Source organism: Priestia abyssalis, assembly GCF_002019595.1.
Taxonomy (GTDB): Bacteria; Bacillota; Bacilli; order Bacillales; family Bacillaceae_H; genus Bacillus_BA; species Bacillus_BA abyssalis.
Genome location: NZ_KV917369.1, coordinates 5,391,587 through 5,404,374, shown reverse-complemented (window position 1 = coordinate 5,404,374; position 12,788 = coordinate 5,391,587). Strand labels below are relative to the sequence as shown.

Genomic DNA, 12,788 nt, shown 5'->3' with positions numbered 1-12,788 from the left:
CACATTAATATGGAAATATATCTACATTAAAGGTTAATTTATGATAAAATATTTAATTAGGTAAAAATGACGGCGGCTATCCTCCTTCAAGAGTGGAGGATGAACCGCTCTTTAGACGGGACAAGGACTCGTTGGATGGAAGGAGGATAAAAATGTTAGCAAAAGATATTGGGATTGACTTGGGTACAGCTAACGTATTAATTCATGTAAAAGGAAAAGGAATCGTATTAAACGAGCCTTCAGTAGTGGCTATTGATAAAAATACAGGTAAAGTATTAGCGGTGGGTGAAGAGGCAAGGCGTATGGTCGGGCGTACTCCTGGGCATATTGTCGCTATTCGTCCTTTAAAGGACGGCGTCATCGCTGACTTCGATGTTACAGAAGCCATGCTAAAGCATTTTATTAATAAATTGAATGTTAAAGGTTTTTTATCAAAGCCCCGCATTTTAATTTGCTGTCCAACTAATATTACGTCTGTGGAGCAAAAAGCGATTCGCGAAGCGGCGGAAAAAAGCGGAGGCAAGAAAGTTTACTTGGAAGAAGAGCCGAAAGTGGCCGCGATTGGGGCAGGGATGGACATTTTTCAGCCGAGTGGAAACATGGTAGTCGATATTGGCGGGGGAACGACAGACGTCGCTGTTCTTTCGATGGGCGATATCGTGACAGCATCCTCGATTAAAACGGCTGGAGATAAATTTGATCATGAGATTCTTAATTACGTAAAACGTGAATATAAACTCTTAATTGGTGAGCGCACAGCTGAAGATGTGAAAGTAAAAATCGGAACGGTATTCCCTGGATCAAGAGAAGAAGAAATTGACATTCGAGGAAGGGACATGGTCAGCGGGTTACCGCGTACTATTACGGTACGTTCCCATGAGGTGGAAGGGGCTCTTCGTGAATCTGTAGCTTCGATTGTACAAGCATCTAAAAGCGTGTTGGAGCGTACTCCTCCAGAACTTTCAGCCGACATCATTGACCGAGGCGTCATTTTAACCGGCGGAGGCGCTTTACTGCATGGCATTGATCAATTGTTAGCCGAAGAATTAAAGGTACCTGTCTTCATCGCAGAAAACCCGATGGATTGTGTAGCGATCGGAACAGGAATTATGTTGGATAATATGGATAAATTACCACGCCGTCAGCTTATTTAAAATTTTCTGCAGATGACGATATAAAGTGTGTGTTCAAAAAGGAAGACGAAAAAGACCGGGAAGTTCAAAGAAGCGCCGCGTCCTGTGGCGAACGTCGGTTCAGTACTTCTTGTAGAAGTAAATTCAACGGTCATTTTTCCCGGACTGTTTGAACATCCTTATAAAGTTTATTTCTCTGCAAAGGGTGAAGATAAATGTTCAAGGGTTTTTATACAGCGACAACCGGAATGCTTTCTCAGCAGCGAAAAACGGATATGCTGACAAATAATATGGCTAATGCCAACACACCAGGATTCAAGGCAGATCAGGCTTCTTTAAGAGCCTTTCCGGAAATGCTCCTTCAACAGCAGCAAAGCAGCGGAGTACCTGTGGTAGAGCGTCCAGGATGGACAGATAAGCGGTATATAGGGAGCCTCAATACGGGTGTGTACATACAAGAGACCACACCTTCTTTTGTACAAGGTGCTTTAAAAGATACTGGCAGAAAGACGGATATAGCCATCATTGATAATGTGGCGCCTGTCGATGATAATGGAAATAAAGGAACATTTTTCTTTACTGTAAGGGATGCAAATAATGAGTCTCGTTATACAAGAAATGGAAATTTCACCGTTGATGGATCAGGTTTCTTAACGACAAATGAAGGCCTATATGTCATGGATGCTAATAACGAGCCGATTCAATTACAGGGAACAGACTTTCAAATCAGTCCTCAAGGATTGATAACAGAAAACGGACGGGTGGTAGCACAGCTGAATGTTGCGATGACTGTCAATGCCGGGCTGATGATGAAAGAAGGGAGCGGCTTGTACCGGACAGAGGACGATAACCCGCTTCCATCCGCTCTTGGGAATCCGGATGGAAGTTTCAATCTGCAGCAAGGGATGCTGGAGCGTTCGAATGTTGATGCTACACAAACCATGACTGAGTTGTTAAGCGCTTATCGCGCATTTGAAGCCAACCAAAAAATTATCCAGGCCTATGACCGGAGCATGGAAAAAGCGGCTAACGAAATAGGACGCTTACGTTAATGATCGTTTAAATGTGAAAGCAGGGGGAACGTACATTGAATCGCTCTATGATTAATGCGTCAAATACCATGACACAGTTACAGCAGCAGCTTGATTTAATCAGCCATAATATGTCCAATGTGAATACAACTGGATATAAGCGCCAAGAAGCGAATTTCAGTGAGCTGCTTTATCAGCAATTTAATAACCAGTCTAATAAACAAGAGGAAATAGGCAGAAACACTCCATTGGGTATTCGTCAAGGATCAGGGGCGAAACTGGCTAATACGAGCATTCAGATGGCTTCTGGGGCCTTAAAGCAAACAGGCAGAGTGCTTGATGTTGCCCTGTCGGAAGATAATCATTTCTTTAAAGTATTAGTGAATGAAAATGGACAACAAGCTGTACGCTATACGAGAGATGGGTCCTTCCAATTGACACGAACGAATAATACTGACGAATGGATGTTGGCAGACTCAAATGGAAACGCAGTCGCCGATTCCAATAATGTCCCAATCGTCGTGCGAGGCCCCGTAAAGGAAGTTCGAATTGACGCCAATGGAAACTTTACAGCCGTTCCACAAAACGAGGCTCTTGCAGAGCAGACATTTCAATTGGGGGTTGTCGAAGTGAACAGACCTCACTTGCTGCAAGGGAAAGGCAATAATTTGTTTGGGTTTCCGAATTTGAAGGCCTTAAATTTGGCAGTGCAAGATGTGGTGGAAGAAGTCGAAGGAGCAGATCGAGCTGGATTAAATATTCGTCAAGGTGCCTTGGAGGAATCTAATGTAGACATGGCGTCTGAAATGACGGAATTAATGATTGCGCAAAAATCTTATCAATTTAATTCCAAATCAATTTCAGTTGCAGATCAAATGATGGGTCTTGTAAATGGTCTGCGTTCTTAATCTTAAGGAAGGGGAATGATAAATTATGTTGGATATTCAAGAAATTAAAGAAATTATTCCGCATCGCTATCCTTTTTTATTAGTTGACCGTATTTTAGAAGTAGAAGAAGGTAAATCAGCTGTCGGAATCAAAAATGTATCAGCCAATGAGGAATTTTTCAATGGACATTTTCCTGACTACCCTGTTATGCCGGGTGTATTGATTGTAGAAGCCCTTGCTCAGGTTGGGGCAGTCGCGATGCTGAAAAAAGAAGAGAATCGAGGCCGTCTTGCATTCTTTACAGGAATCGATAACTGCCGCTTTAAAAGACAAGTCAAACCTGGTGACCAACTGCGATTAGAAGTTGAAATGGTACGAGTTCGCGGTTCTATCGGAAAAGGAAAGGCCGTGGCCACTGTAGACGGAGAAATAGCGTGTGAAGCGGAAATCATGTTTGCACTTGGAGAGAAAAAAGCCGAATAGAATATATTTCAAAATAAAGAAGCTGTTTAAAAAAACAGCTTCTTTATTTTGAAATGGTGCATAATTTCCCTTTTGTCGGAAAAGATAAGCAAAGACCGAACTATAGGATACAGGTCATGTATAAAATTAGAAAGGGGAATGACCATGAATAAAAAATGGTTTCTCGCACTAACAGGTACAGTTTTATCCGCTATGATGCTCACCGGCTGTAACGGAGACCAGGAGCCCCCTCCAGAAGAAGAGCCAAACGTGGAGCAAGCACCTCAGGATGAAGATATGAATGGAACAAATGGAAACGTTGATAACAACGGTGATATCAACGACAATGATGGCGGTGTAACACCTGAAAATGATATGGCGCCTGGTGTTGATCAAAATGATACGATAAATAAAGACGATGAAAACGATATGCAGCCAGACCCTGAAGATGCAGTAGAAGACGCACAAGATATTAATGATGCAGACAACAAAGACGAGTAATGCAAAAGGTCGGTTCCGTCACTGAGGAACCGGCTTTTTAGGTTAGGTAATTAAATGCCGCCAATTCCCGAATCTTTCCACTAAAGATGACAGTCACTTTAAAGTCTGATAAAATTATAAATTAGTCAGATCATAGTTTGGGGGTACTTTTCATCGATGTTTAAAAACTTGCCACAAGGTACAAAAATCAGTATTACGCGATCCATTCAAAAAGCATTTGAACAATACATGAGCGACATTGAGTGGGACGAAGATAAATATAATATTGAAGAGTTTATCCGCACTTGGAGAAGATATATAGAAGATCATGCATCATGGTTTGAACGGTTGAGTATGGAAGAGAAAGCGAATCCGCTATTTCATCAGGAGTTAGCTGATAAGATTAATCAGACGATCGAGAAAATTTTAAGTGAAGAACCAACGAGCGAACAAATGAATCAACTAAATGCCCTGTTAGAAGAAAAGGGAAAACAAGACATCACGTATTCGAGCAAGGCAGAAGCGAAATATTGGCTTGAAAAATTGGCAAACAAATAAAAAAACGCAGGTTCCCCTGTGTTTTTTTATTTGTTTGCGTATCGCCCTCTTTTCCTCCTCATCGGGCTATGTCTTTCACATTCATTCAGAAGGGGCAGTTACATCGGACTGTCTGATTTCAGAAGATAGAAAAAGAACGACAGAAAACAGTGCTAGATAGCCGATTTAATTATATAGTTCTCTATTATGAATTTTTTGTAAATAAATTGTAAATTAGAGGATTGTGAATTGGAAAATCAACAAAAAAAATTTGGATAAAATGAATGAAAATAACTTAAAATGCATTAATATTAAAAAGTTATTTTAGTTAAATATAGAAAAATATGTTGGATTTTAAGTGGGAAATGAATAATTGCTGCTGTTGAAAAATGATGTAATTTGTTTAATTATGTAATGGCTATTAGGTGTAAATAAGTCCAAATGTTATATTTATAAAAAGGATAATTTTTACAAAAATAGTATTGAAATTTAGGGGAAATGTATTATGATAAAAGAGAACCAACGAAAAAGGAGGACTAAAGTCGATGAAATACTATTTAAAAAGACCTATTCTTCGGGATGCTGAAGAGCGAGAGAAACGTTATAATTATGATCACCTTATTCTAGGAAAACAAATTCAAATTAGTGTGTTCGATCCTCTTCAACAATATCAGACATTTAATAAAAAAATAGAAAGGCCTTGAGAAAGCAGCCTCTCCCATTCAATGAGATATAACGATTGTTCTGTTGGACAAGCCCATGCATTGGAGTTATCATTTGAAGGCTGAACGTGTTTTGCGTTTTTCATGTAACCGGTGGGTGAATTCTTGCAGCAAAGTATGCCCGCTTAAGCCTTGTTCAATTAAATTTTTTAAAATCATTTCAGGTGAAAGAATTCTTCTTCCTGTCAACATTCCCTCTAACAGCACGCTGAATTGACGTTCCATTGTCGTGATGTTAATGATGTTAGCAGTAAAGTTTGCCGGATCATTGCTTGTTTTGGAAATGGTTGCGTGCAGCTTCAATGGCTCATTTTGTTTAAAAATCTCTTCGAAATAGGGAAGAGATGCATTAGGAAGTAATGCTTCGATTATCCAACGGTTTTCCTCAGTTTCTTTGTTAATGATTAACCCGTCTATGAGCTCCAAAGAGTGATAATCCTCATTCGTAGAGTTCGACAGTTTGATTTCCAGTGCAACAAGTTTGAAGGTTTTCATCTAATCCCCCCATTTATCTCGAAATTTATCGTTCCTCATCTATTATAACACAATAATGGTAAATGATTGAAATACGCTCCATAAATAAACATTCCTTTTCATGTAAGGAGATGACGAGTAATGCTGAATCAAGTGATTTTAGTTGGCAGGTTGACAAAAAATCCAGACTTGCGTTATACAGCAGACGGTGTTCCTTATTGCTTTGTCACGATGGCTGTTTCCCGAGACTTCCGAAGTCAAAATGGTGAAGTGCAATCGGATTTCATTACGGTGACGCTATGGAGAAAGAATGCAGAAAGTACCGCACAACGTTGTCAAAAAGGGACAATGGTAGCAGTTAAAGGCAGAATTCAGACAAGAAGCTATGAAAAAGAACAAAATCAAAAAATCTATGTAACAGAAGTAGCAGTTGAACAGATTAAATTTTTAAGTCATTTGATTTCTGTCAATGTATAAATAGCTCTTTTCTAACGGGAAATAGAATCCTCCCAAAGCAGCGGTTCGGATATTATAAGATACCGTATATGTATCATACCTGAAATGAAGGGAGGTGAATCAATCAAAACTAGCGACTTTCTTTGTTTCCCCTGTTGACCTTTACATCTTGTAAAAGTCCCTTCATCATGAAGAGAAGGAAGATGACCTTTTCTTTTTCAAGTACTCTTTTAGAAAGAAAATCAATCTCCGCACAATCCCCCCATATCATTGTCCGGTTGGCATAAGCCGATCGGGCTATTTTTTTTGTCCGGAGTGAAATTGGATGAGGGAAAGCTGATTGGGTTATTTGGAGAATAAAAAAGGACGCGGGCAAACGAAAAGCTCCGCATCCTTGTCCCGTATCCACGGGCGGTTCCACTTCATGAGTAAAGGTTTACTTGGTTATTGAAGTCGTTTAGCGCCTAAATAACGGTCTTTCCAATAGCTGCTATCCATGCTCGAGATGGTCACGCCCGTTGAGCTTCCCGCGTGGATAAATTGTCGATCTCCCACGTAGATTCCCATGTGAGAAGGCCCGGATGAATAGGTGGTGAAAAAGACAAAATCCCCAACTGCCGGTTCGCTGACGGCAGTCGAACGGCTCCAGTAGTCAGCTGTACTCAAACGTTTGCTTGGTGTTTGCTTGTTAAGTACATAATAAATAAATCCGCTGCAGTCAAATCCAGATGGCGTAGTGCCTCCCCATTTATAAGGAGTTCCCATGACTGCTTTTGCATCAAACAGAAGCTGAGTAGTGTTGATGGACATTTTTTCTGAAGGCGGATCTGAAACGATGTTGGGTTCTTTTTCTTCTTTGTTTATAGAAGTAGAAGAGGTACCTTTAATTTTTAATGTTTGATTTACATAAATCGTATCTGAGCGCAATAAGTTCAAATTTTTTAGTTCGGTAGTTGTCATATTGAATTCCTGAGCGATCTTCCAGACGGTGTCGCCCGATTGAACCGTATATGTATCGCTGCCGGCTTCATTGTCAATGGAAGTGGGATTGTTTACAGAAGAAACATCGGGTTGTTTTTGAACAGGGCTTTCCTGCGTCGTGTTTTGTTCGGCCGCTTGTCCTGTCAGCTTCAAGGTTTGTCCTACATAAATTTTATCAGAGCGCAATAAATTCAATGATTTAATCTCTGTTACCGCCATATTGAACTTCTGGGATACCTTCCATAATGTATCCCCACTTTGAACGGTATATGTGTGCGCTTGTGGCTGGGTGTCAGAAATCGTCGGTTTGGAAAGAGATTGGACAGAAGATGTTTCTTTAAAATTCTGAATTTTTAGTTTCTGACCTTTGTAAATCGTGTCACTCTTTAAATTATTGGCTTTCTTAAGCTCCGCTACAGTGGTTTTATATGTTTTGGAAAGGGACCATAACGAATCTCCAGATTTTACCTCAATCGAGTCTGCATGGGCAGGAGTTTGGAATAAGGCCACTCCGCCGATAGCCGCAAAAGTAGATACGGAAAGAATTTTCCTTTTCATGAGAATCCTCCAGTAAAAGGTTTATTGTATGTGAAAACTAGTAATCTAGCATTATATATAAAGAAAATAATGGCATATACTATATAATATGATAGGGATTGGGAAAAAAGTAAAGGGTAAATCGATCGATTTAGAAAATTCAACATAGCCAAAGAACGGCCATGTTGAATTTTCTAGACCAAAGCGGCTGTCCCCCCCCCTTGCGGGGGTGGCGCCATCCGCCTAGGTGAACCTTTGAAGGCGAATTCACGTGGCCTAACTAACCGCTTGTGAATGTTCCTCAATCGAATGAGTTTATATAAACTTATATATCCGTTACTTTTTTAGCTTCTCTTTTAATAATCGGTAAAGCTCTTCCCACTTTTCATCCTTTTTTATTGGCTGTTCATTCTTTCTCTCTATCTGTTTATTCTCTTTCTTCATGCATTTCTCCTTGTTTATTCACTCGAATTATTTGGTTTTTATTAAACAATGATGCTGATTTTCGGTACTTTTGACTGAGTAAAAGAATGATTTTAGACATTACCAATAAAGGAAGAAACATTCATGTTTCTTCCTTTATTGGTAGGAAAACAACTCTTCCAGCTCTCTGTCCGTTAATTCTGTAATCCACTGTTCGCTTTGAATGATTTGTTCATTTAAGGCGGATTTTCTTTCGATAATTTGATCGATTTTCTCCTCAATGGTTCCGAGGGTGACGAGTTTATGCACATGGACAAAACGGGTTTGCCCATATCTGTAGGCCCGGTCTGTTGCCTGATTCTCCACCGCCGGGTTCCACCATCTATCAAAATGGATGACGTGGTTGGCTGCTGTTAAATTCAATCCTGTTCCGCCTGCGTGAAGGGAAAGGATGAAGATATGTGCCTTCTGCTCTTGAAAAGCTGAGATCAGGTCATCCCTTGTCTGTTTGTTCAATCCCCCATGTAAGAAAAGAACATCCTCGCCGAGCGTTTGTTCCAGCAGCCCTTTCATCATTTGTCCCATCTCAATATATTGAGTGAAAATTAAGCAGCTTTCGTTTTGCGTGCGAACATTTTCTACGAGCTCCAGCAGTTTTTCCATCTTTAATGAGCGCTCCAGCGTCCGTGTAGGCCGGTTTTCTTTTAAATAAAGAGAAGGATGGTCGCAAAGCTGTTTGAGCTTCGTTAACAGCTTCAGGATGCGCCCTTTGCGTTCAAATCCTGTCAGTTTTTGCAGTTCGGCAAATGTATCTTTCACCAGCTGTTCATATAAAGAAGCCTGTTCCACCGTAAGGCTTACATACTCTTTTTGCTCTTGTTTTGGCGGAAGATTGAGCGCCACTTCCTGATCTTGTTTAGTGCGTCTAAGCATAAATGGACGAACAAGCTTTTGCAGCTTCTCGATTTTCCCTGTATCTTGCTGCTTCTCAATCGGTGCCACAAATCTTGTTTTAAAGCGGTTTAGGCTTCCTAAATATCCCGGATTGATGAAATCGAATAAAGACCAAAGTTCCGTTAAACGATTTTCCATTGGTGTTCCAGTCAAGGCGATGTGTTGGCTGGCTTTCAATTTGCGAGCCGCCCTCGATTGCTTCGTTTGAGCATTCTTGATGTTTTGAGCCTCGTCCAAAACGGCCGCTCCCCACATGGGCATGGAGAGGTCTTCGATATCCATGGATAAAATGTTATAAGACGTAAGTACAATATCCGCTTTCTCGATTTCCGTTAGAAATTCCTCGCCGCTCTGCCTCTTTGGCCCGTAATGGGTATAGACATGGAGGTGAGGGGCGAATTTTTCGATTTCCTTTTGCCAGTTCCCAAGAACAGAGGTTGGGCAAACGATCAGAAATGCATTCGGATTCTCCTGTTTATGTACATAAGACATATAGGCAAGGAGCTGCACGGTTTTGCCAAGTCCCATGTCGTCGGCCAAGCATCCACCTAAGCCCAGTTCGCGTAAAAAGAGGAGCCAATCTACACCTTGCTGTTGATAAGGACGCAATTCCCCGGCAAAAGAACGAGGGATTTTCCTTTTAGGCAGGGATGTGTAATCAGTCAGCTGCTTGATCAGGGCGGTGAAGGTCTCATTTATTTCAATTTTAATAGAAGAAAACGGCCGCTTCGTTTCTTTTTCTTCCAGAAGGAGAACGTTTTTTTCCTCCTGGGCGAGCTCTTGTTCAAGCAAATCAAAAAAGCGGAGACCTGCTTTTTGTGCTTTCGTCATAAGACGCTGAACATGTTTGACAAAAAGGGGGTCCAATTGAATCCATTGTCCATCAATTTGAATGAGCCTCCGCTTTTCCTCGACAAGCCTGCTGAATTGCTCCTCCGAAAGGTCGACACCACCCGTTGAAATCTTCCAATTGAAATCCATTAAAGATTGCAATCCGACGATACCAGAACGCTCGTAAGATTTGGAATCATTTAGAGCCGCCTTCAGAGAAAGCTGGGTTTCTTTCACTGCTTGCCACCATGAAGGGAGCTGAATATGGAACCCCGTCTCCAGCAGCGTCAAGCTCCAGTCTGTGAGAAACTTCCAGACTTCTTCTTCCGATAGACTCGATTTCAGCCCCGTTCTCCGATCAAATAACGGAGGGACAAGTGTTTGGATCATATGAAACTGCCGGTCGATAAAAGACTCATATTCTTTCCATTCGTCGGGGAAAGCGTCTGGAAAAGAAAGAAGTTCATAGGTTCGTTCATCTCGCAATAATACGTCCAAATGCCAAAAATCGCCGTCTCCTTCTGGTTCTTGCAGGCGGAGCAGGAATGAAAACGGGGTGTTTCGCTCGTTCAACCCAATTTTTTCAAGCCAATCTTGTTCGTCGAAAACGTGCGGCGGCTTGCCAGACGGTTTTAAGAGCGGGTACGAAGCCATGAGCTGTTCCCAAACTTTTTTCGTTTCTTCATCTGTTTCAATGGTCTCGTTAACGGCCCCCGAGAGCCAGCGCAGTTCGAGAGGGGTAAGGCGTTCAGCAGACCAGGACATTTCACCTTCCTGCCAAGCGGAAAAATCAGGTTCGAATCTGCCTTCCTGGATGATATCGTAAATTTTCTTTGCACTCTCTTTATAAAGGAGGGCTTCCGTACTCATGTGATAGCCTAAGATATGGTCATCCGTTGAGTGGCAGAAAAAGGAGAGGGCCCATGATGGAGTGAGCATTACACCGTCTTGTCCATCTTTTTTTATGGCTGAAAGAAATGTGCCATAAAAGGAAGGTTCATGCCAAAGAAAGACAGATTGCTTCCACATGTCTGCACTGATCGCATCCTTCTTGTGATTGGTGAAATAGAGAAAGAAGGAGCCCTCTTCCGTTATGTGTGCATGTAAAGTCATTGAAAATAAATCAATCATGAACCAATTTTCCTTTCTTTAACGCTTCTTGGAGCGCGCGCAATCGTTTTGTCGATTGCACCAGCTGTTGCATATAGGTCGTAAAGCCTTGCTCGTCTTGGAGCTTTTTATATAATCTCTTCAACTCTTTTAGATGCTGTACCGCTTCTTCATAGCTCGAACGGGTTTTCTTTTCAATCAGCTGTTGAACGGATTGATGATAGATGGGCAAAAGCCATTTCGGGTTTTCTGTTTCAATATCTTTTAAGATGCTGCGGTCATATTCCAAAATATCGTAACGAAAAGCTGCTTGAAGCTCAAGCCATGCTCGAAGCTGTCTTTTTTCATATAAATATTGGCTGTATTCCACAAAGCTGTATGGAAGGAGCTGGCGCAGCGCCTCCGTATAAATCGTTTGATCGCGGCGTAGGTCGCTGTAGCCTTCAAATAGAGAAAGCAGCATGGAAACGATGGCCCGGCTTCCCTGATAGGAAGGGAGGGTCCGAAGATAAGCCTTCATTCGTTTGTTCATATAGGTTACCCAGATGCGGGCTTGCTGCTCATTTTTATGGGAGATGTGATCTTTCGCCCATTTAAAGGTATAAGGGAAAATGGCCTGATCGGATTGGTTAACGACAGCGACCGCTTGATCATCGCGCTTTTCCAATACAAGCAAATGGGAGAGAGCTACATCGCATTCTAGCTGGAATCCATTAATCTCTTGAAGGGCAAGCTTTTCTTCCTTCAGCCACTTAGGCCGTTTCAGCAGATGAGACCAAATGGTTCGATATAATTCAATCCGTTCATATTGAAGTGGAGAAGAGTAGAAAAGAAGCGTACGGATCTGGTCCATCGTTTCATATAAAAGATCATCGGCCGAAAAAGGCAGCGATGTTTGGCTGATTGTATAAATTCGTTGTTCGATATCATAGAGGAGCTGCGATAAAGGTGTACGTACAAAGGTGTTAAAGGTTTGTTTAGATAAAGGAGTCTTGTTCAGTCCATCACATATTTTCCTGAACGCCGCCAACCCTGCATGAATGATAAATAGTTCTCTATAAGGAGAAGGGGAAGGCGCTTCTTTCGTTAACCCTTTAAAAAAATCTTCATAAAGTTCGGGGTACAAGGATGTGTTCCGAGTGAGTTTTGTCTTTGCAAACTGCTCATAACGCTGTTCAAAGAACGGCATCCACTCTTGGACAGAATAAGAGAATTTTTCCGATTTTGGAGCAGCGCTCTTCTGTACACGGAAAGCATCTAAAGAAGAGGTAATCTGGCTGGACAGCGACTGCTCCTTCCACTTATCCAGCAAATTCCCTACAAGTCCCTTTGTTGCATAGGCATAAAAAAAGCCCGCGAGACGGTGAGCACAAAAAGATGGATGCTGGCAGCCGCATTCACTGCCGGACAAATCGTTCAAATTCAACAGCACCATTTGTTCCTGTTCATCGTAAACGACAACTCCTATGTAATGTTCCAATTCTTTTAAGTTATAAACGTATCCTTGTCTATATAAAGTTAATCCTTTTTTGACGAGTTTCCTTACGTCTTCATCTTGGTAATCCAAAAGGCGGATTAAATCCTCTCCCGCTTGGAGAATGGCTTCTTTCATGTTTAACGCCTCCGATTTTTCATATCGTTCGGTTTGCATATATTCCATTATAAAGGATTGAAATGGCATTCAACAAAAGGTTTTGGTATGATAGGTTCGTACGTGCGCACCGAAAGGTTTTTCTTTCGGTGCGCACGTACGAACCTTAACAAGTTTT

12 protein-coding genes are annotated in these 12,788 nt (G+C 41.5%); 8 read left to right on the top strand and 4 right to left on the bottom strand.

Translation table 11 applies throughout. The annotated features are described in order from the left end of the window. Positions 1-152 precede the first annotated feature (152 nt). The 7 genes from mreB (at position 153) to BK575_RS28835 (ending at position 5,235) form a co-directional block, all read left to right on the top strand. The gene (gene mreB, locus BK575_RS25870) at positions 153-1,154 is read left to right on the top strand and encodes a rod shape-determining protein (protein ID WP_078414390.1); all 1,002 of its coding nucleotides are present in this window, start codon (positions 153-155) and stop codon (positions 1,152-1,154) included. A 194-nt stretch (positions 1,155-1,348) separates the two neighbouring features. Continuing rightward, positions 1,349-2,185 (top strand): flagellar hook-basal body protein, encoded by an 837-nt coding sequence (locus BK575_RS25865; RefSeq protein ID WP_078414389.1) that lies wholly within the window; start codon positions 1,349-1,351, stop codon positions 2,183-2,185. A gap of 35 nt (positions 2,186-2,220) precedes the next feature. Then, positions 2,221-3,072 carry a flagellar hook-basal body protein gene (locus tag BK575_RS25860; RefSeq protein ID WP_078414388.1) on the top strand — a complete coding sequence of 284 codons (852 nt, stop codon included), beginning with the start codon at positions 2,221-2,223 and terminating at the stop codon, positions 3,070-3,072. Between the two features lie 25 nt (positions 3,073-3,097). Further along, entirely contained in the window at positions 3,098-3,535 is a 438-nt protein-coding gene (fabZ, locus tag BK575_RS25855) for a 3-hydroxyacyl-ACP dehydratase FabZ (RefSeq protein ID WP_078414387.1), read from the top strand. A gap of 144 nt (positions 3,536-3,679) precedes the next feature. Further along, on the top strand, positions 3,680-4,015 hold the full coding sequence (locus BK575_RS25850) for a hypothetical protein (protein ID WP_078414386.1): 336 nt from the start codon (positions 3,680-3,682) through the stop codon (positions 4,013-4,015). 156 nt (positions 4,016-4,171) lie between these two features. Then, complete coding sequence (locus tag BK575_RS25845) at positions 4,172-4,552, top strand: hypothetical protein (protein ID WP_078414385.1); 381 nt, start codon at positions 4,172-4,174, stop codon at positions 4,550-4,552. 524 nt (positions 4,553-5,076) lie between these two features. Continuing rightward, entirely contained in the window at positions 5,077-5,235 is a 159-nt protein-coding gene (locus BK575_RS28835) for a hypothetical protein (protein WP_169907987.1), read from the top strand. 69 nt (positions 5,236-5,304) lie between these two features. On the opposite strand, the gene BK575_RS25840 is transcribed toward BK575_RS28835, so the two are convergent. Next, positions 5,305-5,748, bottom strand: a complete 444-nt coding sequence (locus BK575_RS25840; RefSeq protein WP_078414384.1) for a YwpF family protein — start codon at positions 5,746-5,748, stop codon at positions 5,305-5,307. Positions 5,749-5,868: 120 nt separating this feature from the next. Between BK575_RS25840 and BK575_RS25835 the strand changes: the two genes are divergently transcribed. Next, a complete protein-coding gene (locus tag BK575_RS25835) occupies positions 5,869-6,204 on the top strand; it encodes a single-stranded DNA-binding protein (RefSeq protein WP_078414383.1) in 336 nt (111 codons plus the stop codon). Positions 6,205-6,627: 423 nt separating this feature from the next. On the opposite strand, the gene BK575_RS25825 is transcribed toward BK575_RS25835, so the two are convergent. From BK575_RS25825 to BK575_RS25815, 3 genes are all read right to left on the bottom strand, one after another. After that, positions 6,628-7,722: a C40 family peptidase gene (locus BK575_RS25825; protein WP_078414381.1), complete on the bottom strand. Its 1,095-nt coding sequence runs from the start codon at positions 7,720-7,722 to the stop codon at positions 6,628-6,630. A gap of 558 nt (positions 7,723-8,280) precedes the next feature. After that, the gene (locus tag BK575_RS25820; protein WP_078414380.1) at positions 8,281-11,040 is read right to left on the bottom strand and encodes a DEAD/DEAH box helicase; all 2,760 of its coding nucleotides are present in this window, start codon (positions 11,038-11,040) and stop codon (positions 8,281-8,283) included. Then, positions 11,033-12,631: a hypothetical protein gene (locus tag BK575_RS25815; RefSeq protein WP_078414379.1), complete on the bottom strand. Its 1,599-nt coding sequence runs from the start codon at positions 12,629-12,631 to the stop codon at positions 11,033-11,035. The genes BK575_RS25820 and BK575_RS25815 overlap by 8 nt, the downstream gene beginning before the upstream one ends. Positions 12,632-12,788: the final 157 nt, after the last annotated feature.